General features: G+C 71.1%; 19 protein-coding genes. 11 read left to right on the forward strand and 8 right to left on the reverse strand.

What is annotated here, in order from left to right; genetic code table 11:
- Window positions 1-35 precede the first annotated feature (35 nt).
- Window positions 36-1,730, forward strand: coding sequence for a fumarate hydratase (locus tag JK359_RS04245; RefSeq protein WP_201831766.1), 1,695 nt, complete (start codon window positions 36-38; stop codon window positions 1,728-1,730).
- Between the two features lie 188 nt (window positions 1,731-1,918).
- Here JK359_RS04245 and JK359_RS04250 read toward each other — a convergent pair whose 3' ends face one another.
- Window positions 1,919-2,287 (reverse strand): hypothetical protein, encoded by a 369-nt coding sequence (locus tag JK359_RS04250; protein WP_201831767.1) that lies wholly within the window; start codon window positions 2,285-2,287, stop codon window positions 1,919-1,921.
- Window positions 2,288-2,479: 192 nt separating this feature from the next.
- Here JK359_RS04250 and JK359_RS04255 point away from each other — a divergent pair, with 192 nt between their 5' ends.
- The 3 genes from JK359_RS04255 (at window position 2,480) to JK359_RS04265 (ending at window position 7,075) form a co-directional block, all read left to right on the forward strand.
- The gene (locus JK359_RS04255; RefSeq protein WP_201831769.1) at window positions 2,480-3,868 is read left to right on the forward strand and encodes a class II fumarate hydratase; all 1,389 of its coding nucleotides are present in this window, start codon (window positions 2,480-2,482) and stop codon (window positions 3,866-3,868) included.
- Between the two features lie 83 nt (window positions 3,869-3,951).
- On the forward strand, window positions 3,952-4,641 hold the full coding sequence (fomD, locus tag JK359_RS04260; protein WP_201831771.1) for a cytidylyl-2-hydroxypropylphosphonate hydrolase: 690 nt from the start codon (window positions 3,952-3,954) through the stop codon (window positions 4,639-4,641).
- A 289-nt stretch (window positions 4,642-4,930) separates the two neighbouring features.
- Window positions 4,931-7,075, forward strand: a complete 2,145-nt coding sequence (locus JK359_RS04265) for a SpoIIE family protein phosphatase (protein WP_236677300.1) — start codon at window positions 4,931-4,933, stop codon at window positions 7,073-7,075.
- 287 nt (window positions 7,076-7,362) lie between these two features.
- Here JK359_RS04265 and JK359_RS04270 read toward each other — a convergent pair whose 3' ends face one another.
- Window positions 7,363-9,729, reverse strand: coding sequence for a transglycosylase domain-containing protein (locus tag JK359_RS04270; RefSeq protein ID WP_201831774.1), 2,367 nt, complete (start codon window positions 9,727-9,729; stop codon window positions 7,363-7,365).
- Between the two features lie 226 nt (window positions 9,730-9,955).
- Between JK359_RS04270 and JK359_RS04275 the strand changes: the two genes are divergently transcribed.
- The 5 genes from JK359_RS04275 (at window position 9,956) to JK359_RS04295 (ending at window position 14,885) form a co-directional block, all read left to right on the forward strand.
- Complete coding sequence (locus JK359_RS04275; RefSeq protein ID WP_201831776.1) at window positions 9,956-10,891, forward strand: SPFH domain-containing protein; 936 nt, start codon at window positions 9,956-9,958, stop codon at window positions 10,889-10,891.
- The gene (locus tag JK359_RS04280) at window positions 10,837-11,193 is read left to right on the forward strand and encodes a type II toxin-antitoxin system antitoxin (RefSeq protein WP_372445346.1); all 357 of its coding nucleotides are present in this window, start codon (window positions 10,837-10,839) and stop codon (window positions 11,191-11,193) included. The genes JK359_RS04275 and JK359_RS04280 overlap by 55 nt, the downstream gene beginning before the upstream one ends.
- Window positions 11,194-11,341: 148 nt before the next feature.
- Window positions 11,342-11,866: a PadR family transcriptional regulator gene (locus JK359_RS04285; RefSeq protein ID WP_201831780.1), complete on the forward strand. Its 525-nt coding sequence runs from the start codon at window positions 11,342-11,344 to the stop codon at window positions 11,864-11,866.
- Window positions 11,863-12,552 (forward strand): ABC transporter ATP-binding protein, encoded by a 690-nt coding sequence (locus JK359_RS04290; protein WP_201831782.1) that lies wholly within the window; start codon window positions 11,863-11,865, stop codon window positions 12,550-12,552. The genes JK359_RS04285 and JK359_RS04290 overlap by 4 nt, the downstream gene beginning before the upstream one ends.
- Window positions 12,549-14,885: an ABC transporter permease gene (locus JK359_RS04295; RefSeq protein ID WP_201831784.1), complete on the forward strand. Its 2,337-nt coding sequence runs from the start codon at window positions 12,549-12,551 to the stop codon at window positions 14,883-14,885. The genes JK359_RS04290 and JK359_RS04295 overlap by 4 nt, the downstream gene beginning before the upstream one ends.
- Before the next feature lie 12 nt (window positions 14,886-14,897).
- Here the strand turns inward: JK359_RS04295 and JK359_RS04300 are convergent, their stop codons facing one another.
- Window positions 14,898-15,842 (reverse strand): LysR substrate-binding domain-containing protein, encoded by a 945-nt coding sequence (locus JK359_RS04300; RefSeq protein ID WP_201831785.1) that lies wholly within the window; start codon window positions 15,840-15,842, stop codon window positions 14,898-14,900.
- 133 nt (window positions 15,843-15,975) lie between these two features.
- Here JK359_RS04300 and JK359_RS04305 point away from each other — a divergent pair, with 133 nt between their 5' ends.
- Both JK359_RS04305 and JK359_RS04310 read left to right on the forward strand, forming a co-directional pair.
- Window positions 15,976-16,530, forward strand: coding sequence for a peroxiredoxin (locus tag JK359_RS04305; RefSeq protein WP_069778975.1), 555 nt, complete (start codon window positions 15,976-15,978; stop codon window positions 16,528-16,530).
- Window positions 16,531-16,533: 3 nt separating this feature from the next.
- Window positions 16,534-17,067: an alkyl hydroperoxide reductase gene (locus tag JK359_RS04310; RefSeq protein ID WP_201831787.1), complete on the forward strand. Its 534-nt coding sequence runs from the start codon at window positions 16,534-16,536 to the stop codon at window positions 17,065-17,067.
- Between the two features lie 168 nt (window positions 17,068-17,235).
- Here the strand turns inward: JK359_RS04310 and JK359_RS04315 are convergent, their stop codons facing one another.
- The 5 genes from JK359_RS04315 to JK359_RS04335 all read right to left on the reverse strand — a co-directional run bounded on the left by JK359_RS04315 (window position 17,236) and on the right by JK359_RS04335 (window position 24,031).
- Complete coding sequence (locus JK359_RS04315; RefSeq protein ID WP_201831789.1) at window positions 17,236-18,630, reverse strand: AI-2E family transporter; 1,395 nt, start codon at window positions 18,628-18,630, stop codon at window positions 17,236-17,238.
- Window positions 18,631-18,845: 215 nt separating this feature from the next.
- On the reverse strand, window positions 18,846-19,550 hold the full coding sequence (locus tag JK359_RS04320; protein ID WP_201831791.1) for an aggregation-promoting factor C-terminal-like domain-containing protein: 705 nt from the start codon (window positions 19,548-19,550) through the stop codon (window positions 18,846-18,848).
- A gap of 398 nt (window positions 19,551-19,948) precedes the next feature.
- Window positions 19,949-21,274 (reverse strand): RNA 5'-3' helicase PhoH2, encoded by a 1,326-nt coding sequence (gene phoH2 / locus JK359_RS04325; protein ID WP_201831793.1) that lies wholly within the window; start codon window positions 21,272-21,274, stop codon window positions 19,949-19,951.
- Window positions 21,275-21,644: 370 nt separating this feature from the next.
- Window positions 21,645-22,418, reverse strand: a complete 774-nt coding sequence (locus tag JK359_RS04330) for an isoprenyl transferase (RefSeq protein ID WP_201831794.1) — start codon at window positions 22,416-22,418, stop codon at window positions 21,645-21,647.
- Window positions 22,419-23,236: 818 nt separating this feature from the next.
- Entirely contained in the window at window positions 23,237-24,031 is a 795-nt protein-coding gene (locus JK359_RS04335; protein ID WP_201831796.1) for a methyltransferase domain-containing protein, read from the reverse strand.
- Window positions 24,032-24,099 lie beyond the last annotated feature (68 nt).

Here is a 24,099-nt window from a genome sequence, read left to right on the forward strand (position 1 = left end):
GGGCCGCCATCCGTCAGAGTGAGGAATGGGCTGAGATGCCGAGTAGTTCCCCCGCGCCCCGCCCCGCGTTCGTGTACACCGATCTGCTCCCCCAGGGAGAGGACACCACCCCCTACCGGCTGGTGACGGCCGAGGGCGTCTCCACGGTCGAGGGGCCCGACGGTCGGACGTTCCTCAAGGTGGAGCCGGAGGCGCTGCGCAAGCTCGCCGAGGAGGCCATCCACGACATCCAGCACTACCTGCGCCCGGCCCACCTCGCCCAGCTGCGCCGGATCATCGACGACCCGGAGGCCTCGAGCAACGACAAGTTCGTCGCGCTCGACCTGCTGAAGAACGCGAACATCGCGGCGGCCGGCGTACTGCCGATGTGCCAGGACACCGGCACGGCGATCGTCATGGGCAAGCGCGGGCAGGACGTGCTGACGCAGGGCCGTGACGAGGAGGCGCTGAGCCACGGCATCCACGACGCCTACACCAAGCTGAACCTGCGCTACTCCCAGATGGCTCCGCTCACCATGTGGGAGGAGAAGAACACCGGCTCCAACCTGCCGGCCCAGATCGAGCTGTACGCCACCGACGGCGGCGCCTACAAGTTCCTCTTCATGGCCAAGGGCGGCGGCAGCGCCAACAAGTCGTTCCTCTACCAGGAGACGAAGGCCGTCCTGAACGAGGCCTCCATGATGAAGTTCCTGGAGGAGAAGATCCGCTCGCTGGGCACGGCCGCCTGCCCGCCGTACCACCTGGCGATCGTCGTCGGCGGCACCAGCGCCGAGTACGCCCTGAAGACCGCCAAGTACGCCTCCGCGCACTACCTGGACAACGCCCCCACCGAAGGCTCCCCGCTCGGCCACGGCTTCCGGGACACGGAGCTGGAGGAGAAGGTCTTCGAGCTGACCCAGAAGATCGGCATCGGCGCGCAGTTCGGCGGCAAGTACTTCTGCCACGACGTCCGCGTGATCCGTCTGCCCCGCCACGGCGCGTCCTGCCCGGTCGCCATCGCCGTCTCCTGCTCCGCGGACCGCCAGGCCGTCGCGAAGATCACCGCCGAGGGCGTCTTCCTGGAGCAGCTGGAGACGGACCCGGCGCGCTTCCTGCCGGAGACCACCGAGGAGCACCTCGACGAGGCCGGCGACGTCGTGAAGATCGACCTGGACCAGCCGATGGACACGGTCCTCGCCGAGCTGACCAAGTACCCCGTGAAGACCCGCCTGTCCCTGACCGGCCCGCTGGTGGTGGCCCGCGACATCGCGCACGCCAAGATCAAGGAGCGGCTGGACGCGGGCGAGGAGATGCCGCAGTACCTGAAGGACCACCCGGTGTACTACGCCGGCCCGGCGAAGACCCCCGAGGGTTACGCCTCCGGTTCCTTCGGCCCGACCACGGCCGGCCGCATGGACTCCTACGTGGAGCAGTTCCAGGCCGCGGGCGGCTCCAAGGTGATGCTCGCCAAGGGCAACCGGAGCAAGCAGGTCACCGACGCGTGCGGCACCCACGGCGGCTTCTACCTCGGTTCCATCGGCGGCCCGGCCGCGCGTCTCGCCCAGGACTGCATCAAGAAGGTCGAGGTCCTGGAGTACGAGGAGCTGGGCATGGAGGCGGTCTGGAAGATCGAGGTCGAGGACTTCCCGGCGTTCATCGTGGTCGACGACAAGGGCAACGACTTCTTCCAGGACCCGGCGCCCCAGCCGACGTTCACCAGCATCCCGGTGCGGGGTCCCGGCCTGGCCTGACCGGCAGGCAGGACCCGCCTGCGCGATCCGACCCCGGCCGGGACACGGTCGCCGTGCTCCCGGGCGGGACCGCGACGACCGTGGCTCCCGGCCGGGGGTACGGCGACCACCATGGCTCCCGGCCGGGAACGCCGTCGCCGGGCCCCGCCGGAAGTGGCAGCGGGGGTGGGGGCGCTCGACGGGCCGGGTCAGTGCGGTACGCAGCCGAACCAGTTCACCGTGCCCTTGCTGCCGGAGGTGTAGCCCAGGCACCTGATGGTCCTGTCGTGCACGGTCTTGGTCTCCACGACCCCTCCGCCCACGTAGTCCGTCTTCTGGCGGGGCTGGACGAGGGTATCGACCTCGACCCGGTACCAGCGGCGCTCACGGGACGGCAGGCTGCAGCCGCGGGCGGTCATGTTGCGGCTCGGCCCCTCGCTCCAGACGGGCCGTTCGGCGCGGTCGCAGTGCGCGCGGCCACCGGCCTCGGCGGTGCCGGCGGCGGCACCGAGCAGGGCTATGGTGCCGGTGGCCACCGCCGCGGCGGCGGCGAGCGAGCGCTTCAGGGAGAGGTTCATCCGATCGTTCCTCCTGCCGGGCGTGGTGACGGCGGGGAGTCGCATCGTCACCTTCGAGGTGATCGTCACACCGATCCGGGACATCCCGCCCGGCGGCGGCCGGCCCGCTCCCCCGACCCGGTGAAGCCGGTCCCGCCAATGCAGCAGGCGGCGGTCCGGAACATCGCCGCCCTCCGTTTTGCTGCACGTGACATGAGCGACGACTACCGCATCGAGCACGACTCCATGGGCGAGGTCCGGGTCCCGGCCCATGCCAAGTGGCGGGCGCAGACCCAGCGCGCCGTCGAGAACTTCCCGGTCTCCGGACAGCGGATCGAACGGGCGCACATCGAGGCGCTGGCGCGCATCAAGGCGGCGGCGGCGAAGGTGAACGCCGAGCTGGGCGTGCTGGACGAGGACGTCGCGCAGGCGATCCAGGAGGCGGCCGCGGAGGTCGCCGCGGGTCAGTGGGACGAGCACTTCCCGGTGGACGTGTTCCAGACGGGCTCCGGGACCTCGTCCAACATGAACGCCAACGAGGTCATCGCGACGCTGGCGACCGAGCGGCTCGGCCGGGACGTGCATCCCAACGACCACGTCAACGCCTCGCAGTCGTCCAACGACGTCTTCCCCTCCTCGATCCACATCGCGGCCACCGCGGCCGTCACCCACGACCTGGTGCCGGCCCTGGAGCACCTCGCCGCGTCCCTCGAGCGCAAGGCCGGGGAGTTCGCCGACGTGGTGAAGGCGGGGCGCACCCATCTGATGGACGCCACACCCGTGACGCTGGGCCAGGAGTTCGGCGGGTACGCCGCCCAGGTGCGGTACGGCGTCGAGCGCCTCAGGGCGTCCCTGCCGCGCCTGGCCGAGCTGCCGCTGGGCGGCACGGCGGTCGGTACCGGCATCAACACCCCGCCCGGGTTCTCGGCCGCCGTCATCGAGGAGGTCGCCCGGACCACCGGGCTGCCGCTCACCGAGGCCCGCGACCACTTCGAGGCGCAGGGTGCCCGGGACGGTGTCGTGGAGACCAGCGGGCAGCTTCGGACCATCGCGGTGGGCCTGACGAAGATCGCGAACGATCTGCGCTGGATGTCGTCCGGGCCGCGCACCGGCCTCGCCGAGATCCGGCTGCCCGACCTGCAGCCCGGGTCCTCGATCATGCCGGGCAAGGTCAACCCGGTCGTGCCCGAGGCCGTGCTGATGGTCGCCGCCCAGGTCATCGGGAACGACGCCACCATCACCACCGCGGGGGCGGCCGGCAACTTCGAGCTGAACGTGATGCTCCCGGTCATCGCCAAGAACGTGCTGGAGTCGGTCCGGCTGCTGGCCAACGTCTCGCGGCTGCTGGCCGACCGGACCGTCGACGGCATCACCGCCGACCGCGAACGCACCCGGGAGTACGCCGAGTCGTCACCGTCCGTGGTGACCCCGCTGAACAAGTACATCGGCTACGAGGAGGCGGCGAAGGTCGCCAAGAAGTCCCTCGCCGAGCGCAGGACGATCCGCGAAGTCGTCCTGGACGGCGGGTACGTGGAGCGCGGCGACCTGACGCTGGAGCAGCTGGACGAGGCGCTGGACGTCCTGGGGATGACGCGTCCGTAGCCGCGAGCGGTGCTTTCCGGCCACCGTGCACAACCGTGACGGGTGCCGCAGCGTCCTCTGACCGCGGCACCTAATATCTGTGCATGACGGACGACGGAGCGGTGACACGAGTGGCGGCGGGACCTGCGGCGCACTGGACCCCGGGGACGCAGATACTGTGGCGCTACCGGGAGAACGGGGGCGACCAGGTCCACATCGCCCGGCCCGTCACCGTCGTACGCGACGACGCGGAGGTCCTGGCGGTGTGGCTGGCCCCCGGCACCGAGTGCGTGAAGCCGGTCCTGGCCGACGGTACGCCCGTGCACCTGGAACCGCTCGAGTCCCGCTACACCAAGCCGCGCACGGTCCAGCGGGACCGCTGGTTCGGCACCGGTGTGCTGAAGCTGGCCCAGCCCGGCCGGCCCTGGTCGGTGTGGCTGTTCTGGGACCCGGGCTGGCGGTTCAAGAACTGGTACGTCAACCTGGAGCAGCCGCTGGCGCGTTGGTCGGGCGGGGTGGACTCCGAGGACCATTTCCTGGACATCTCCGTGCACCCGGACCGCAGTTGGCACTGGCGGGACGAGGACGAGTTCGCGCAGGCCCAGCGGGACGGGCTGATGAACGCGGAGACCGCGGAGCGGGTGCGGGCGGCCGGCCGGGAGGCGGTCGAGGTGATCCGTGCCTGGGGGCCGCCGTTCCCGGACGGCTGGCCGCACTGGCGCCCGGACCCGTCCTGGGCGGTACCTTCTCTCCCCGAGGACTGGGACCGTACGCCCGCGCACGTGTCCTCATGAGACTCTTGATGCGCCCCCAGGCAAGAAACGTAGGATCGTCCTCCGCAAGGGCGCGTTAGTGCAACTCCCGGAGCATGCGCCGGGCCTGATCGATCGTCACCGAGGGGCGGCAGCACGTGAGCGAGGCGTACGAGGGCGGCACCACCGCGAACGGCGGCGGCTCTGCGAACGGCACAGGAACAACCTCTGACCACGCGGGAATTCCGTTCCCGGGACACGTATTGCGGGTATCGGGACTTCGGCGGGACCAACTGCGCGCCCGGTGTACCCGGCGCACAGCCCCGGACGGATGGATGCGACACGCGTGACGGAGCAGCCGACCTCCTTCGAACGCCCCCAGCCGGGCGTCGACCCCGCGGAAGCCCGCGGGGCGCTCCTGCGTACCCCGAAACAGCCGGGCAACCCGGCCTTACCCGCGCAGGCCCGGCCCGACGGGACCCCCTCGGGCCCGGCCGCGGCCACGTCCTGTGGCAAGGGAAAGGACGGCAAGGGGAAGGAGCCCCCAGTCAACGGCCCCGAGCATTCCCAGCCCGCCACCGACGACCCGATGGGAGGGCCCCCGGCGCGGGGGACCGCGAGCGTCGGTGACCATCGTCCGCGGCCCGCCCCGGAGAGCATCCCGGCGCAGCCCGGTGCCGAGCCGGAGCGGACGTCCGGCGGTCAGGAGCGCCGGAGCGGGCGCGGGCTGCCGCCCGGGCGGCCGATGCCGATGCGGCGCGACGGGGACCGGCTGCGGTTCGTGGGTGCGGCCACCCGGCGGATCGCCCGCGGGCTCGATCTCGACGAGATCGTGATGGGCCTGTGCCGGGCCACCGTGCCGACGTTCTCGGACGCGATCCTGGTCTATCTGCGCGACCCGCTGCCGGTCGGTGACGAGCGGCCCGCCGGACCGGTCGTGCTGCGGCTGCGCCGCACCGACCGGATACCGGAGGAGCGGGACACCGAAGGGGTGCTGCTGCCGCCGGCGTTCGAGCCGGAGGCGGAGCCGACCGCGCTGGCGGAGCTGTCGTCGCTCACCACCGAGCTGTGCGAGGTGCGGCCGGGCGGCGCGCTGAACGAGGTGCTGCGCGGGGTCCGGCCGGTGTTCGCCGACGCGCCCGCCGCCCGGGCCGCGCTGCCCGAGCTGCTCGGCGAGGGCGGCGAGGCTGTCGTACCGGGCGGGCAGCACGCGATCCTCGCGCCGTTGCGGGGCCGCCGCCGGGTGATCGGCGCGGCGCTGTTCCTGCGCCGGCCGGAGCGGCTCGCGTTCGAGGCGGACGATCTGCTGGTCGCCGCCCAGCTCGCCACGCACAGCGCGCTCGGCATCGACAAGGCCGTGCTGTACGGCCGTGAGGCCTACATCGCCGACGAGCTGCAGCGCACCATGCTGCCCGAGACCCTGCCCCGCCCGACCGGCGTCCGGCTGGCCTCCCGGTACCTGCCGGCGGCGGAGACCGCCCGGGTCGGCGGCGACTGGTACGACGCGATCCCGCTGCCCGGCAGCCGGGTCGCGCTGGTCGTCGGCGACGTCATGGGGCACTCCATGACCTCGGCGGCGATCATGGGCCAGCTGCGCACGACCGCGCAGACCCTGGCCGGGCTCGACCTGCCCCCGCAGGAGGTGCTGCACCACCTGGACGAGCAGGCGCAGCGCCTGGGCAGCGACCGCATGGCGACCTGCCTGTACGCCGTCTACGACCCGGTGACGCACCGGATCACGATCGCCAACGCCGGCCATCCGCCGCCCGTGCTGCTGCACCTGGGCGGGCGGGCCGAGGTGCTGCGGGTGCCGCCGGGCGCGCCGATCGGCGTCGGGGGTGTCGATTTCGAGGCGGTCGAGCTGGACGCGCCCGCCGGGGCGACGCTGCTGCTGTACACCGACGGTCTGGTGGAGTCCCGGCTGCGGGACGTGTGGACCGGCATAGAGCAGTTGCGCGAGAAGCTCGCCGCGACCGCGCAGCTGACCGGCCCGGACCATCCGCCGCCCCTCGAGGCGCTGTGTGACGAGGTGCTGGACATGCTCGGGCCGGGCGACCGGGACGACGACATCGCGCTGCTCGCGGCCCGGTTCGACGGGATCGCGCCGAGCGATGTCGCCTACTGGACGCTGGAGCCGGAGGACGCGGCTCCCGGCCAGGCCCGCCGGCTGGCCCGGCGCGCTCTCGCCCGCTGGGACCTGGAGGACCTGACGGACTCGGTGGAGCTGCTGGTCAGCGAGGTCGTGACGAACGCCGTGCGGTACGCGTCCCGGCCGGTGACGCTGCGCTTGCTGCGCACCCATGTGCTGCGCTGCGAGGTCGGTGACGACGTGCCGCAGCTGCCGCGCCTGAGGCAAGCGCGGGCCACGGACGAGGGCGGTCGGGGCCTGTACCTGGTCAACAGGCTGGCCCGGCGCTGGGGAGCGACCCGGCTGAGCACCGGCAAGGTGGTCTGGTTCGAGCTGAACCGCAGCTGAGCCGGACCGGCCCCGGACCGGGGCCGGGGCCGGGGGCGGCCCGGGGCCGGGGCCGGGGGCGGCCCGGGGCCGGGGCCGGGGGCGGCCCGGGGCCGGGGGCGAGGCGGGGCCGGGGGCGAGGCGGGGCCGGGGGCGAGGCGGCCGGGTACGGCGAAGGGCGCCCGGGGTGGAGCCGGGCCGGGCCCGGTCCGTAGCCGAGCCCGGCCGCCCCGGTACGGCGAAGGGCGCCCGGAGTCCGGCGGCGGTGGCCGCACCGGACTGCGTCGGGCGCCCTTGCGCGTGCGCTCCTACTGGCCGAGTTCGGCGTCAGGGTCGAGCGGGTCCTCAGTGGTGGGGGTCGTCGGCGGCTTGCTCGTCGGCGTCTGGGTCGGGGTCTGGGTGGGCGACTTCGTCGGCGACTGGGACGGCGACTGGGACGGCGACTGCGTCGGCGACTGGGAGGTCGGCGGCTCGCTGGTCGGCGTCTGCGACGGCGTCTGGGTCGGGGTGTGCGTCCACGTGGGCGTCTGGGTCGGCTCGACGGCCGCGCCCTGCGTGGTGTTCAGGTCGAACGAGGCCTTGTCGGTCACGCCGAAGGTGTACGTGGCCCAGATCTGCGCCGGGTAGCCGCCGCCGTTGATCCGGCCGGGCGGCTTGAGCAGGCCGGTCGCGCCCCTCATGGACACGTGCGCCTTGGTCTTGGGGTCCTCGCCGAACAGGCCGACGGAGGTGACCAGGTCCGGGGTGTAGCCGGTGAACCAGGCCGACTTGTTCTCGTCGGAGGTACCGGTCTTGCCCGCCACCTGCTGTCCGTCGCGGGACGGGTTGCCGGCCACGGACGTCTGGGCCGTACCGTCGTCGACCACGCCGGTGAGCACCGAGGTGACCGTGTCGGCGGCCGTGCGGCTGATCACCGAGCCGCCCACCGCGTCCGGGATGTCGGCCGAACGGCCCTGGATCTCGGCCGACTTGATGATCGTCGGGGTCACCTTGTAGCCGTGGTTGGCGAAGGTGGCGTAGATCCCGGCCATCTCCAGCGGGCTGGCGCCCATCGAGCCGAGGGTCTGTGCCGGCACCGCCTGCATGCCCTTGGTGTCCATGCCGAGCCGGCCGGCCGTGCTCATGACCTTTTCCATGCCGACGTCCACGCCCATCTGCGCGAAGACGGAGTTGACGGACTTGTTCATGGCCTCCTGGACGGTGATGTCGTCGTAGCTGACGTCATCCTCGTTCGGCGGGGCGAAGCCGACCTTGCTGCCGTGGTCCAGGACCGGGCGGCGGCTGGTGCCGTCGTAGAGGGTGTTGGCGGCGATCGGCTTGCCGTCCTGCGTGGTCGCGTTCTGCTCCAGCGCGGAGGCGAGGATGACCGGCTTGAACGTCGAGGCGGGCTGGTAGTCCCGGCGGGTGGCGTTGTCGTAGTAGTGCTTGTAGTAGTCCTGGCCGCCGTAGAGCGCGACGATCTTGCCCGTCTTGGGGTCGACGGAGACGGCGCCGGCCTGGATGTCGCCGTCGACCTTGCGCTTCTTCTTGTCGAGCTTGCTGGTCAGCTGGCTCTTGACGGCCCTCTCCAGGGCGGCCTGCTTCTTGCGGTCGATGTTGAGGGTGATGGTCCAGCCCTTTTCGACGACCGCGTTCTCCGCCTGCGACTGGGTCAGGCCCTGCTGCGCCATGAGCTGCTTCTCCAGCTGCTGGTTGGCGAGTTCGACCAGGTAGCCCTTCTGCCCCTCGAGACCCGGGGCGCCCTTGGGCTCCTTGATCTTGGGGAAGTGCATGGCGTCGCGCTTGGCCTTGGGCAGCCAGCCCTCCTCGACCATGTTGTCGAGGACGTAGTTCCAGCGCTCCGTGACCAGCTTCTTGCCGGCGTCGGTGGCGACGGCCCAGTCGTACTGGCTCGGCGCCTGGAGCAGGGCGGCGAGGTAGGCGCCCTGCTCGACCTTGAGGTCCTCGGCGTCGACGTGGAAGTAGGCCTGGGCGGCGGCCTGGATGCCGTAGGCGTTGCGGCCGTAGTAGCTGGTGTTGATGTAGCCGGCGAGGATGTCGTCCTTGGACTTCTCGCGGTCCACCTTCAGCGCGATGACCAGTTCCTTCACCTTGCGTGTGACGGTCTGGTCCTGGTTGAGGTAGAAGTTCTTGACGTACTGCTGGGTGATCGTGGAGCCGCCCTGCTTGCCCTTGCCCGCGACCGTGTTGAGCAGTCCGCGGGCGGTGCCCTTGAAGTCGACGCCGACGTCGTTGTAGAAGCTCTTGTTCTCCGCGGCGACGAAGGTCAGCTGGACCTTGCGGGGCACCTTGGACAGGTCGACGATCTCGCGGTTGACCTTGCCGCTGCGGGCCAGAATCGTTCCGTCACTGAACTTGTAGACGTTGCTCTGCTGCTGGGCGGCGGCGTTGCCCTCGGGGATATCGACGTACAGGTAGAGGCCGATGAAGGCGGCGATCAGCAGCAGGCAGGTCCCGAAGAAGGTCCCGAGGATCTTCTTCCAGGTGAATATCCGGCGTATGAGGCTCTTGGCGGGCTTGCCTCCGGCGGTGGCTCCGGACGCCGCCCCGGACCCAGCCCCGGACGCGGTGCCGGCCTCGGGGGCGGTGCCGGCCTCAGGCGCGGAGCGGCGGCGTTTGGGCGCCGCGCGGTGGCCACCGCGCTGGCGCGCTCGTCTCTCTTCCGCTCGTCCCATGAGTCCCTACGCTCGCTTCCGTCTCGGGGTCAGCCCTGAAAGCTAACACCCCCCTATATGACAAAGGGCGTCTGATCCGCTCTTTTACGGACGTGACAATGAGCACCCGCCCCTAGGGAACCGACGGCAATCGGTGGCGCCAGGTTGCCTGGCGGCGTAAAGTGATATCACTTAGCTAGAACAGAGATAGGTACCAGCCAGGTACCACGAGAACGGGGGGTCCCCTATGTCCGCATCCGCGCCGGCCGCCACCGCCGACGTTCCCGAGATGCCCGCGCCACGCGTGCGGGAGTTCACCGCCCACAGCATCGGCGGCGGCCTCGCCCTGCTGCTCGGGCTGATCGGGCTCGGCGCCTCGATCGCCCTGTTCGCCGCCTCCGGAGGGGTTGCCTCGGAGGGTGCCGAGGGCGGGCTCATCGCCGCGGGCGTCGGCATACTCGTCGCGTCCCTCATCGCGATGCGCGGACTGAACACGGTCGCACCGGGCGAGGCGCGGGTGGTCCAGCTCTTCGGGCGCTACCGGGGCACGATCCGGCAGGACGGCCTGCGCTGGGTGAACCCCTTCACCTCGCGGACCCGGATCTCCACCCGCGTGCGCAACCACGAGACCGCGGTCCTGAAGGTCAACGACGCCTACGGCAACCCGATCGAGCTGGCCGCGGTCGTGGTGTGGAAGGTCAAGGACACCGCGCAGGCCACTTTCGAGGTGGACGACTTCGCCGAGTTCGTCGCCACGCAGACCGAGACGGCCGTGCGGCACATCGCCATCGAGTACCCGTACGACGCCCACGAGGAGGACGGCCTGTCGCTGCGCGGCAACGCCGAGGAGATCACCGAGAAGCTGGCCGTCGAGCTGCAGGTGCGGGTCGAGGCGGCCGGCGTGCAGATCGTCGAGTCCCGCTTCACCCATCTCGCATACGCTCCCGAGATCGCCTCGGCGATGCTCCAGCGGCAGCAGGCGGGCGCGGTCGTCGCGGCCCGGCGGCAGATCGTCGACGGCGCGGTGGGCATGGTCGAGGCGGCACTGGCCCGGATCGCGGAGGCGGACATGGTGGAGCTGGACGAGGAGCGGAAGGCGGCGATGGTGTCGAACCTGATGGTCGTGCTGTGCGGGGACCGCGCCCCGCAGCCGGTCCTCAACGCCGGGACCCTCTACCAGTGACGGACTCCGCGGAGACGCCCCGGCGCCGGTCGCAGCAGCGCAAGCAGGTGCTGCTGCGGCTGGACCCGTCGGTGTACGACGCGCTGGCCCGATGGGCCGGGGACGAGCTGCGGTCGGCCAACGCGCAGATCGAGTTCCTGCTGAGGAAGGCGCTGGCCGAGGCGGGGCGGCTGCCGAAGGACACCGGGCCGCTGCCGCGCCGGGGACGGCCGCCCGGCGGCTCCGGCTCCGGATCACCGCCCGGCGGCCCCGGCCCCGCATCACCGCCCGGCGGCTCCGGGCCCGGTTCACCGTCCGCCTGACAGGCTCCGTACCGCCGTCGCCGCCGGGGGCTGTGCTTCGTTACCGAACCATGACAATGGCGCGCCACCTGCACGGCCCTACCGCCCGCCATGACCTCTGCACTCGGCGTATACATACCGCGTATACACCGTGTGTAGAGTGCTTCCCATGTCCATCGGTCACACCCTCCTAGGGCTCCTGGAGTCCGGCCCGCGCCACGGTTACGACCTCAAGCGGGCCTTCGACGAGAAGTTCGGTCACGACCGGCCGCTGCACTACGGCCAGGTCTACTCCACGATGTCCCGGCTGCTGAAGCACGGCCTCGTGGAAGTCGACGGCATCGAGGCGGGCGGCGGACCCGAGCGCAAGCGGTACGCCATCACCGACGCCGGCGTCACCGATGTCGAGCGCTGGCTCGCCACGCCGGAGAAGCCGGAGGAGTACCTCCAGTCGACCCTCTACACCAAGGTCGTCCTCGCGCTCCTCACCCACCGGAACGCTGCCGACATCCTCGACACCCAGCGCTCCGAGCACCTGCGCAGCATGCGGATCCTGACCGACCGCAAGCGCAAGGGCGACCTCGCGGACCAGCTGATCTGCGACCACGCGCTGTTCCACCTGGAGGCCGACCTGCGCTGGCTGGAGCTGACGGCCGCGCGCCTCGACAAGCTCCGTGAGGCGGTGGCCCGATGACTCCTCCGCCCGGCTCCCTGCTCGCCGCCGAGAACCTGCGCAAGGCCTACGGCCCCACGGTCGCCCTCGACGGCGCCGAGTTCTCCATCCACCCCGGCGAGGTCGTCGCCGTGATGGGCCCCTCCGGTTCCGGCAAGTCGACGCTGCTGCACTGCCTCGCCGGCATCGTGCCGCCCGACTCCGGGTCCATCACCTACGACGGCCGTGAACTGGCCGGCATGAGCGACGCCCGGCGCAGCGCGCTGCGCCGCAGCGAGTTCGGCTTCGTCTTCCAGTTCGGCCAGCTCGTCCCCGAGCTGACCTGCGTGGAGAACGTGGCACTGCCGCTGCGGCTGAACGGCGCCTCCCGCAAGGAGGCCGAGCGGGCCGCGCTGACCTGGATGGAGCGCCTGGAGGTGGACGGCCTGAAGGGCAAGCGGCCCGGCGAGGTCTCCGGCGGCCAGGGGCAGCGGGTCGCGGTGGCGCGGGCGCTGGTCACCGGCCCGCGGGTGCTGTTCGCCGACGAGCCGACCGGTGCCCTGGACTCCCTCAACGGCGAGCGCGTGATGGAGCTGCTGACGGACGCGGCCCGCTCCACCAACGCGGCCGTCGTGCTGGTCACGCACGAGGCCCGGGTGGCGGCCTACTCCGACCGGGAGATCGTCGTACGCGACGGCAGGTCCCGGGACATGGAGCGCGCGATATGAACGTCAGACAGTGGTCCAGGGACCTGGGCTTGGGGATCCGGTTCGCGTTCTCCGGCGGGCGCGAGGGCTGGGTCCGGATGGTGCTCACGGCGGTGGGCGTCGGCCTGGGCGTCACCCTGCTGCTGCTGACGACCGCGCTGCCGAACGTGCTGGCCGCACGGGACCAGCGGGGTTCGGCACGGCAGGACCTCACCTACGGCGCGGCCGTGCCGCCCAAGGGCGACAACACCGTGCTGGTCGGCATGAGCGCCACCGAGTGGCACGACAAGGACGTCCGGGGCAGGCTGCTGCAGCCCGAGGGACCACGGGCGCCGCTGCCCCCCGGTGTGGACCGCTTCCCGGCGAAGGGCGAGATGGTGGTCTCGCCCGCGCTGAAGGAGCTGCTCGCCTCGGACGGCGGGAAGCTGCTGCGCGAGCGGCTCCCGGACCGGATCGTCGACACGATCGACGAGCCCGGGCTGGTGGGCTCGCAGGAACTCGCCTACTACGCGGGCGCCGACGACCTGGTGGCGAGCGAGAACAGCTCGCGCGTGGTGCGGCTGACCGCGTTCGGGGAGCCGCACCCGACGACGACGGAGCAGCCCGATCCGGTGCTCATCCTGCTGACGCTGGTGGTGTTCGTCGTCCTGCTGACGCCGGTCGCGGTGTTCATCGCGGCGGCCGTACGGTTCGGCGGTGAACGTCGCGACCGGCGGCTGGCCGCGCTGCGGCTGGTGGGCTCCGACAGCCGGATGACCCGTCGGATCGCGGCCGGCGAGGCCCTGGCCGGGGCCCTGCTCGGACTGGCCGTCGGCACGGTGTTCTTCCTGATCGGGCGGCAGGTCGCGGGCTCGGTCGAAGTGATGGGCGAAAGCTTCTTCCCGAGCTACGTGGACCCCTCCCCCGCCCTGGCCCTGCTGGTCGCGGTGGCGGTTCCGGCCGCCGCGGTGCTGGTGACGCTGCTCGCGATGCGCGGGGTGGTCGTGGAACCGCTCGGCGTGGTGCGTACGGCGAAACAGGCGCGGCGGCGCCTGTGGTGGCGGCTGCTGCTGCCGCTGGCGGGTCTCGGGATGCTGTACCCGATGATCGGCAACGGCCGCGGCCACGGCGACTTCAACCAGTACCTGGTCATCGGCGGCGTGCTGCTCCTGCTGGTCGGCGTCACGGCACTGCTGCCCTGGCTGGTCGAGGCGGTCGTCGCCCGGCTCGGCTCGGGCGCGGTCTCCTGGCAGCTCGCCGTGCGGCGCCTGCAGCTGAGCAGCGGTACGGCGGCCCGCATGGTCAACGGCATCGCGGTGGCGGTGGCCGGCGCGATCGCGCTGCAGATGCTGTTCGCCGGCGTGGAGAGCCAGTACACGCGGTCCACCGGCCGGGACCCGCAGCGGGCGTCGATGGAGATCGACCTGTCGGACCGGTCCCAGGTGGCGGTGGCGGCCCGCGAGTTCGCCCGCACCGAGGGCGTCAAGGCGTCGGTGGCGATATCCAGCGGCGGATTCGGCGACCGGCGCCGCGATCCCGCTACCTCGGCGGGCATCACCGTCGGTGACTGCACCGCGCTGCGCGAGCTGGCCCACCTGCCGTCGTGCCGGGACGGAGACGTGTTCCTCGTACCGGGCACGGACGACGACGCCGCACAGCAGGCCCTCCAGCGGCCGGGCCGGCACGGGTTCATCGACCCCACCTACGAAGGCGGCGAGCGCGGGCGCGAGGTCGCCTGGACGGTGCCCGCCGGCCTGCGGAAGGTGACCGCGCGCCGGGACGCCCTGCAGTCCAGCGTCTCCGGCCTGCTGCTCACCCCGTCCGCGCTGCCCGCCAGGGCCGCACCGACGCTGTACCACCAGGTCTACGTCCGCCTCGACCCCTCGGTGCCGGACGCGAACGAGCACGTGCGGAACACGGCCGCACACGTGGACCGGCTCGCCAACGCCTGGAGCCTGTCGCCGACCCTGACGTCCGTGAAGTTCACCTCCCTGCGCACCGGCCTGTTCATCGGCGCGGTCTGTGTGCTGGCGCTGATCGGGGCGAGCCTGCTGGTCTCCCAGCTGGAGCAGTTGCGGGAGCGGCGCAAGCTGCTGTCGTCGCTGGTCGCCTTCGGCACCCGGCGCCGCACGCTGGGCCTGTCGGTGCTGTGGCAGACGGCGCTGCCGATCGCACTGGGCCTGCTGCTGGCCTCGACGGTGGGCCTGGCCCTCGGCGCGGTACTGCTGAAGATGGCGGCGACCCCGGTCACCGTCGACTGGGCGAGCGTACTGTCGCTCGCCGGTGCCGGCGCGGCGGTGGTCCTCGCGGTCACCCTGCTGAGCCTGCCGCCGCTGATCCGGCTGATGCGGCCGGAGGGGCTGCGCACGGAGTAGCGGGCGCAGCGGCTATTCCAGCACCCGCACCGGCAGCGCGCTGAGCGCCTCGCGCAGAGCGGCGGCCAGTTCCTCGTACTCCACGGCCCGGGCCGCCCCCGCCCGCATGGCGAAGGCCACGCGACGGCTCGGGGCCGGCTCGGCGAAGTACCCGGTGAGGAGCTGGCTGCTGCGGGTCGTCTCCAGCCTGAGCGCGGTGCGCGGCAGCAGCGTGCAGCCGAGGCCGCCGGCCACGAGCTGGACCAGCGTCGACAGGCCGGCGGCGGTCGTGGTGACGGGCGCGTCCTCGCGTCCGGCCTCCCGGCAGATGTCGAGGGCCTGGTCGCGCAGGCAGTGGCCCTCGTCCAGGAGCAGCAGGTTCAGTTCCTTGAGCGCCTCGCGGGGGATGCCCTCCCGGCCGCCGAGCCAGTGGTCGAGCGGGGTGACGAGCACGAAGTCCTCGTCGAAGAGGGGGAGTTCGACGATGCCGGGGACGCCGAGCGGCACGGCCAGCAGAAGCAGGTCGAGCCGGCCGGAGTTCAGGCCGTCGAGCAGGCTGGAGGTCTGCTCCTCGTGCACCTGGAGGTCGAGGTGCGGGTAGCGGTCGTGGACGAGCCGGAGCACGGCCGGCAGCAGGTACGGCGCGACCGTCGGGATCACCCCGAGCCGCAGCACGCCCGTGAAGGGCGCCCGCACCGCCTCGGCCTCCTCCAGCAGCGCGCCGACCTCGTCCAGCACCGCCCTGGCCCGTACGGCCAGCCGCTCCCCGGCGGACGAGAGCAGTACCTTGCGCGTCGTACGCTCGAGGAGGGTCACTCCCAGCGTCTCCTCCAGCGCCGAGACCGCACCGGACAGCGCGGGCTGGCTCATCCCGATGGCCGCCGCCGCGTCCCGGAAGTGCAGGTGCTCGGCCACGGCGACGAAGGCGCGCAACTGGGCCAGGCTCGGCTGCCTGCGCTTACCGTTACTGACAGTCACTGATAGCTACCTCCGATCAACCTGACCCAGTGTAGCTATTTCACTAATCAATGCACCCTGTGCCAACATCGACAACGTCCAACCCCTGGGAAACACCCTCAAAAGGGGTGTTTCTTCGCTGCAAGGAGAGCACGTGCTCACTGTCGGTGACAAGTTCCCCGAGTTCGAACTGACCGCCTGCGTCTCGCTGGAGAAGGGCAAGGAGTTCGAGCAGATCCACCACAAGTCCTACGAGGGCAAGTGGCTGGTGGTCTTCGCATGGCCCAAGGACTTCACCTTCGTCTGCCCGACCGAGATCGCCGCGTTCGGCAAGCTCAACGACGAGTTCGCCGACCGTGACGCCCAGATCCTCGGCTTCTCCGGTGACTCCGAGTTCGTCCACCACGCCTGGCGCAAGGACCACCCGGACCTGACCGACCTGCCGTTCCCGATGATGGCCGACTCCAAGCACGAGCTGATGCGCGACCTGGGCATCGAGGGCGAGGACGGCTTCGCGCAGCGTGCCGTCTTCATCGTCGACCCGAACCGCGAGATCCAGTTCACCATGGTCACCGCCGGTTCCGTGGGCCGTAACCCCAAGGAGGTCCTGCGGGTCCTGGACGCCCTGCAGACCGACGAGCTGTGCCCCTGCAACTGGAGCAAGGGCGAGGACACCCTGGACCCGGTCGCGCTGCTGGCTGGTGAGTGACCCATGTCGCTCGACTCGCTGAAGTCCCGCGTCCCGGACTACGCCAAGGACCTGAAGCTCAACCTGGGTTCGGTCATCGGCAACTCCGAGCTGCCGGCGCAGCAGCTGTGGGGCACGGTGCTGGCGACCGCCATCGCCTCCCGTTCCCCGATCGTGCTGCGTGAGCTGGAGCCGGAGGCCAAGGCGAACCTGTCGCCGGAGGCCTACCAGGCCGCCAAGGCGGCCGCCGCGGTGATGGCGATGAACAACGTCTTCTACCGCACCCGCCACCTGCTGTCCGACCACGAGTACGGCACCCTGCGCGCGGGCCTGCGGATGAACGTCATCGGCAACCCGGGTGTGGAGAAGGTCGACTTCGAGCTGTGGTCCTTCGCGGTCTCCGCGATCAACGGCTGCGGCCTGTGCCTGGACTCGCACGAGCAGGTGCTGCGCAAGGCCGGCGTGGAGCGCGAGACCGTCCAGGAGGCGTTCAAGATCGCCTCTGTCGTGCAGGCGGTCGGCGTGACCCTCGAGGCCGAGGCCGTACTGGCCGAGTGACCCGAGACGGCGCGGCTCGGCCCCCTGCCCACCTGGTGGGCGGGGGGCCGTCGTCGTCTTCTGAGTACCCGTACTCAAGCCCCGCGGCCCCCGGTTGCGGAAAGCTGCGGCCATGGAGCCACGGTCTTCGGTCCGCCGCCGTCGCCCTCGCCGGCGCGATAGTGCGCGCTAGGCTCCCGCGCTCCCCTCCGCGGCGGCCGGGGCCGGTTCCCCGGCGCCCTCGCCCTCGTTCTCGCTCGCGCTCTCGCCGGCCGAAGGAGCGGAGGCCTTCTGCTGCTGCAACTCCGCCGAGTACTGCCGCAGATAGCCCACCACCGTGTTGGACACCGCGACCAGCGGTACGGCCACCACGGCGCCGCCGATGCCGGCCACCATGCCGCCGGCGGCCACGGTCAGGACGACCGCCAGCGGGTGCACCCGGACCGCGCGGCCGAGGATGAAAGGCTGCAGGACGTGCCCCTCGATCTGCTGGACCGCGAGGACGACCACCAGGGTCATGAGGGCCGTGAAGACACCCTGCGTCACCAGCGCCACGATCACCGCGAGCGCGCCGGAGGCGACCGCGCCGACCAGCGGGATGAACGAGAACAGGAAGATGAAGACGGCCAGCGGGACGGCCATCGGCACGTCCAGGAAGTAGATGCCGATGCCGATGAAGATGGCGTCGATGAGCGCGACGAGGACGGTGCCGCGGACATACGCGGTCAGGGTGCGCCAGGCGCGCGGGCCGGCGCCCGCCACGCCCGGCCGGGCGGCCGAGGGCACCAGCTTCAGGAACCACTCCCAGATGCGCTTGCCGTCGTAGAGCAGGAACAGCGTCGAGAAGAACACCAGCAGGATGCCGGTGAGGGCCTCCACGATGACCTGAACGCCCTCCAGGCCCGCGGACGTGATCTGGTCGGCGTTGGCGCCGATCGCCTCGCGGAGGTTCTTGGCGATCTGGTTGATCTGCTTGTCGGTGACGTGGAAGGGGCTCTTCAGCAGCCAGTTGCGCAGGTCGTCGATGCCGCTCTGGATCTGGTTGGAGAGCGTGTCGATGTTCTCCATGACCTGCCAGGTCACGAACCAGCCCATCAGGCCGATGACGACGAAGCCGCTGATGGCGGTGAGCGCGGTGGCCGGACCGCGCGGCACCCCGCGCCGGGTGAGCCGGGCGACCGTCGGCTGCAGCAGCGCGGTGACCAGCAGGGCGATGACGAACGTGAACACCACCAGTTGGACGGCGCTGATGACCCGCATCAGCACCCACACGGTGCCGGCCAGGACCAGCAGGCGCCAGCCGGCCTCGGCCGCGACCCGTACGCCCCAGGGCACGGCCTCGGCCGGATCGGGGCGAGGACCCTGCGCGGCGGGCCGGGGGGCGGGCGGGGCCGGTTCGGGGGCGGCTGCCGGGACGGGTGCGGCGGCGGGTGAGGCGAGGGGTTCGGTGGCCGGTTCCCGACCGGTCTCCGCGTCGGCCCCGGAAGGCTCTTTCGCCACCTCCGCGCGGCGCTGGTCGAGACGCTCGCTCATCTCGGTGAGACCGGCCCCGAGCCGGCCGAGCCACCCTGGCACTCGCGACATGATCCGTCCTCTTCCCCCGCGTCCCCGGGTGCTCGCCACCACTCCCCCAGCCGTTCGGGTACGACCGTACAGGGCGAAAGCCCCTCCCCTGAGGACGGGGAGGGGCTGCGCGAGGTTGAGAGGCGCACCGGACACACCCCCGAGGGGGCGCCGGGAACCGCGCGACCAGCCACACCCGGCCGCACGTGCTCAGTGGGCCGGATGCGGCGGAGCGTCTAGTACCAGTGGTTGGCCTGCCAGAACGACCACGCCTGGCACGGGCTGCCGTAGCGGCCGTTCATGTAGCTGAGGCCCCACTTGATCTGCGTGGCCGGGTTGGTCTGCCAGTCGGCGCCGGCGGAGGACATCTTGGAGCCGGGCAGGGCCTGGAAGAGGCCGTAGGCACCGGAGGAGGCGTTCACCGCGCGGTAGTTCCAGCTGGACTCGTGGTCCACGATGTTGCTGAAGCACTGGTACTGGCCGGAGGCCACCATCTGACGCGCCATCGCCTGGATCTGCGCCACGGTGTAGCTGCTCTGGGTGGGGAAGCTGGAGGAGTCGCGGACGTCGTCGCGGCTGGCCGCGGCCTTCGCCTCGGCGCGCTCCTTGGCCTCCTGGGCAGCCGCCTTCTCGGCGGCTTCCTTCTTGGCGATCGCGGTCTCGGCGGCAGCCTTGCGGGCCGCTTCCTCGGCGTCCTTCTTGGCGCTCGTGTCCGCGGCGATGGCCTGTGCGTCGGCCTGCTGCGTCAGGGACGCGGACGCGACCTGCACCTGCGCCTGCTGACCCGCGGGTATGTCCGCGAGGAGCGTGGTGTCGGCTGCCGTCGCCTCGGCGTCGTTGGTCTGCGCGGTGCTGCCCGAGGCAACGCCGACGACGCTTCCGACAGCGGTGACCGCGGTGGCCGAGGCCACTGCGAATCCCCGGACCGAAATCCGGCTCACACGGTTTCCTTCCAGCGTCGCCCGCTTCGGTGACCCTGGCGGACGCAATCGTGCCCCTGGCACTGGCCTCCCAACTGCGGGGTCACGGGAGGCGCGGGCCCGGTGGGCAACTCCCGCTGGGGGAGCGCCGCGAGGTGCTCGGGCGGCATACGGCGGCGTTATGGAGTTGAGGTCCTGCTGTGATGCCGTACCGCTGGGGGTACACATGTGCCGTATGCGGGGGCCTGACAGGACTGAGACTCTGCCGTAACCGGGCGCCGGGTGGCAATTCTGTGTTGCGTGTGAAAGCTCACATCCCGTTTGGTCCGGGGGATTTCAGGAAAGCGCCACACGCGAAGGCGCCGCCCGGCTAGGCTCGTGGCCTTTGCCGGACGGCGCCAACCGCCGTCAGTTCGGCGTCAGATGTGCCCGTCCTCCAGCATTTCGGTCACAAGCGCCGCAATCTGGGACCTCTCGGACCGCGTCAGCGTGACGTGCGCGAAGAGCGGGTGCCCCTTCAGCTTCTCCACGACGGCGACCACACCGTCATAACGGCCTACGCGCAGATTGTCCCGCTGTGCCACGTCATGCGTCAGCACGACCCGCGAATTGGCGCCGATCCGGGACAGAACGGTCAGCAGCACGTTCCGCTCCAGCGACTGCGCCTCGTCCACGATCACGAACGCGTCGTGGAGCGACCGGCCGCGGATGTGGGTGAGCGGGAGGACCTCCAGCATCCCGCGCGCGGTGACCTCCTCGATGACCTCGCGGCTGGTGACCGCCGAGAGCGTGTCGAAGACGGCCTGGGCCCACGGGCTCATCTTCTCCGCCTCGCTGCCCGGCAGATAGCCCAGCTCCTGGCCGCCGACCGCGTACAGCGGCCGGAAGACCATCACCTTCTGGTGCTGCCGCCGCTCCAGGACCGCCTCCAGGCCCGCGCACAGCGCCAGCGCCGACTTGCCGGTGCCGGCCCGGCCGCCCATCGAGACGATGCCGACGTCCGGGTCGAGCAGCAGATCGAGCGCGATGCGCTGCTCGGCGCTGCGGCCCTTGATGCCGAACGCCTCCCGGTCGCCGCGCACCAGGCGGACGTTGCCCTCGGAGGTGATCCGGCCGAGCGCCTTGCCGCGCTCGGACTGGATGGTCAGGCCGGTGTGCACGGGGAGGTCGGACGCCTCCGGGACGTACACGTGCCCTTCCTCGAAGAGGATGTCCACCTGCTCACCCGAGAGGGTGAGTTCGGACATCCCGGTCCAGCCGGAGTTCTCCGTGATGGCGAGTTCGGCCCGGTACTCCTCGGCCAGGAGGCCGACCGACGACGCCTTGATCCTGAGTGGCAGGTCCTTCGACACGACGGTGACGTCGAACCCCTCGGCCTGCAGGTTGCGGGCCACCGCGAGGATGCGGGAGTCGTTGTCCCCCAGGCGGTAGCCGGTGGGCAGCACGCTGGGGTCCGAGTGGTTCAGCTCGACACGGATCGTGCCGCCGAGATCCCCGATCGGGATGGGGGCGTCGAGACGGCCGTACCGGACCCGGTAGTCGTCCAGCAGGCGCAGTGCCTGGCGGGCGAAGTAGCCGAGTTCGGGATGGTGCCGCTTTGCCTCCAGCTCCGTGACCACGACGATGGGGAGCACGACCTCGTGCTCGTCGAAGCGGGTCAGGGCGTTCGGGTCGGCCAGCAGGACGCTGGTGTCGAGAACATAGGTGCGCCGGTCTGACTTGTGGCGCTTTGCGCTGGTCACCACGGAAGGACGTACCCCCTCGGATGAGGTCGGGGAGCGACGGAGTGGAAGCCGGGCCGGGAGGGCGGGGAAATCCAGGCCGGTCGTCGGCCGCCCTGCACGGGCCGAGGACCGGCCCTCCGCCTCTTCGTCCGCGCTGTGACCGCACGATCGGGCTGGTGCAAAGGGCCTCCCGGGCGGACGGCTCCGTGCCGTCCGCTGAGATCCGACACCCGTGGTTCGGGTGTCGACCTGTTTGGCTTATGCCCTCGAACATGCACTGCCATGCAAATACGGCCAACAGCGCGCTGGTGAACTCCTCGTTACATCCGCAAGAACCGGGGCAAACGACAACGCCCCGTCACCGGGCGGCGACGGGGCGGTGCCGGACGGGTCAGCCGCCGTAGCGCCGGTGACGTGCCGCGTAGTCGCGCAGCGCGCGCAGGAAGTCGACCTTCCGGAAGGCCGGCCAGAAGACCTCACAGAAGTAGTACTCGGAGTGCGCCGTCTGCCAGAGCATGAATCCGGACAATCGCTGTTCCCCGCTGGTGCGGATCACCAGGTCCGGGTCGGGCTGGGCCCCGGTGTAGAGGTGACGGCCGATCATGTCGACGTCGACGGACTCGGCGAGGTCCTCCATCGCCACGCCCTTGTCGTGCGCGTCGAGCAGCATGGAGCGCACGGCGTCGGCGATCTCCTGCCGGCCGCCGTAACCGATGGCCACGTTGACGAGTATGCCGTCGATGTGGGCGGTGGCCTCCTCGGCCTCCTTCAGGGTGCGCTGCATGCCCGCGGGCAGCAGGTCCATGGTGCCGACGTGGTGCACGCGCCAGCGGCCGTCGGCGACGAGGGTGCGGACGACGTCCTCGATGATGCCGAGCAGGGGGACCAGTTCGTCCTGCGGCCGGTCGAAGTTGTCGGTCGACAGCAGCCACAGGGTGACGACCTCGACGTCGGTCTCGGTGCACCAGCCGAGGAACTCCTCGATCTTCTCGGCACCGGCCCGGTGGCCGTGGACGGTACTGGAGCCGCTCGCCTTCGCCCAGCGGCGGTTGCCGTCCATGATGACGCCGATGTGCTTGGGCACCTGAGCGTGGTCCAGGTGGCCCTCCACCCGGCGTGCGTAGAGCCTGACGAGCAGGCTGCGCAGCTTGTCGCGCAGGTTCACGTGGTTCTCCGGGGAATTTTGGCGCGGGGTCAGGTGCCGGAGCCTACCGGTGCCGGGCGCCCGCTCACGGTCCGGGGTTTTGGTTCCCCGGGCCCTGGGTTGGGACGACGGACGCCGGCTGAACGGTTCCGGACGCCCGCCACAAAAAACGGGCCGGTCCGTGGGGGGGAGACGGACCGGCCCGAGGGGGGGTTTCCACCATAACCCTTCGTAAGGGATGGTGGGTGCATCGGCGCAAGACAACTACTCTCCGAAATCACCCAGCGACGCCACGGAGACCTCGGAATGGTGGATTCAGGGGCGTTTCATGGCCGATTCACAGCGGAATCCCAGGAGAATGCGGCCAGATACGCATGGATTCGCAAGGATTGAGCCATCTTGGGCGCGTGTCGGCGAGTTGTCCCGAGGTCCCTCCGACGGGCTACTCGGTCGGCGAACGGTGCCTTGACGGCTCCGCCGCGGCGCCCAGGCCAAGATCACACGGTTTCACGGCACCGCGCAGCCCCCTCCACTGCGCGGTGCCGCCCGCGCAGCTTTGCTGACGCGAATTACCTTGGTCTGAACTTACGTGACCGGTGAGACGGATGTGAACCGCGCTCGATAACGATGTGGAAACCGCGAGGAACGGCACGGTGAACCGGCACCCCGCTTCCCGCCGTATGCCGGTTTTGTCACCGCGCCGGCTTGCGCACGTCGAAGTGCTACCGGGAGCTGCGGGCCGGCTTGTGCACGTCGAAGTACTACCGGAAGCTGCGGGCCGGCTTGTGCACGTCGAAGTACTACCGGGAGCTGCGGGCCGGCTTGCGCACGTCGAAGTACTACCGGGAGCTGCGGGCCGGCTTGCGCACGTCGAAGAGGTGCCGGGAGCTGTGCGCGACGAACGGCCCCTCCCGCTCGAGCCGATCGTGCAGCGCACGGAGCCGGGGCTCGTACGCCTCCACCGTGAAGCCCGGGACCATCCAGACCACCTTGCGCAGGAAGTGAACGACGGCGGCGATGTCATGGAACTCCATCCGCAGCCGCTCCGTCCGCAGATCAGCCACCTCCAGGCCGGCCGCCCCGGCGTCCGCCCGCTCCCGCTCGGGATCACGGGCGCGCCGCACCTCCTCCGGCTGCGGCCCCAGGAAGTACTCGACCAGCTCGAAGACGCTGCTCGGACCCACGTGCTGGGCGAAGTACGTGCCGCCGGGCCGCAGCACCCGGGCGATCTCGGCCCAGTCCGGGCGCACCGGATGGCGGCTCAGCACCAGGTCGAACGACTCGGGGGCGAACGGCAGCGGGGCGTCGTCCGGGGCGGCGACCACGACTACGCCGCGCGGCCGCAGCAGGGCGGTGGCCTTGCTCACGTTCGGCGGCCAGCCCTCCGTCGCCGCGACCAGCACCGGCCGGGCCGGTTCCGCCCGGCTCAGCGCGAAGTCCAGTACCTCGCCGCCCCCGGTCTGGACGTCGAGCGCGGCCTCGGCCACGGCCAGCCGCTCCCCCGCCGACCGGGCGTACCCCCACGAGGGCCGGGCCTCACTGGCCCTCCCCTCGAACCAGGAGAAGTCCCACCCTTCGGTGGGCACGGCAACACCCTCGGCCAGGAGGTCCGCGAAGGAACGGTCCGCAGTCATACGCCCATGATCGCAGCGGACGGCCGGGGCGCCCTGCTAGTTTCCCCGCCCATGACGACCTCTGACGC

The sequence above is a fragment of the Streptomyces actinomycinicus genome (assembly GCF_016741775.1).
Classification (GTDB): domain Bacteria; phylum Actinomycetota; class Actinomycetes; order Streptomycetales; family Streptomycetaceae; genus Streptomyces; species Streptomyces actinomycinicus.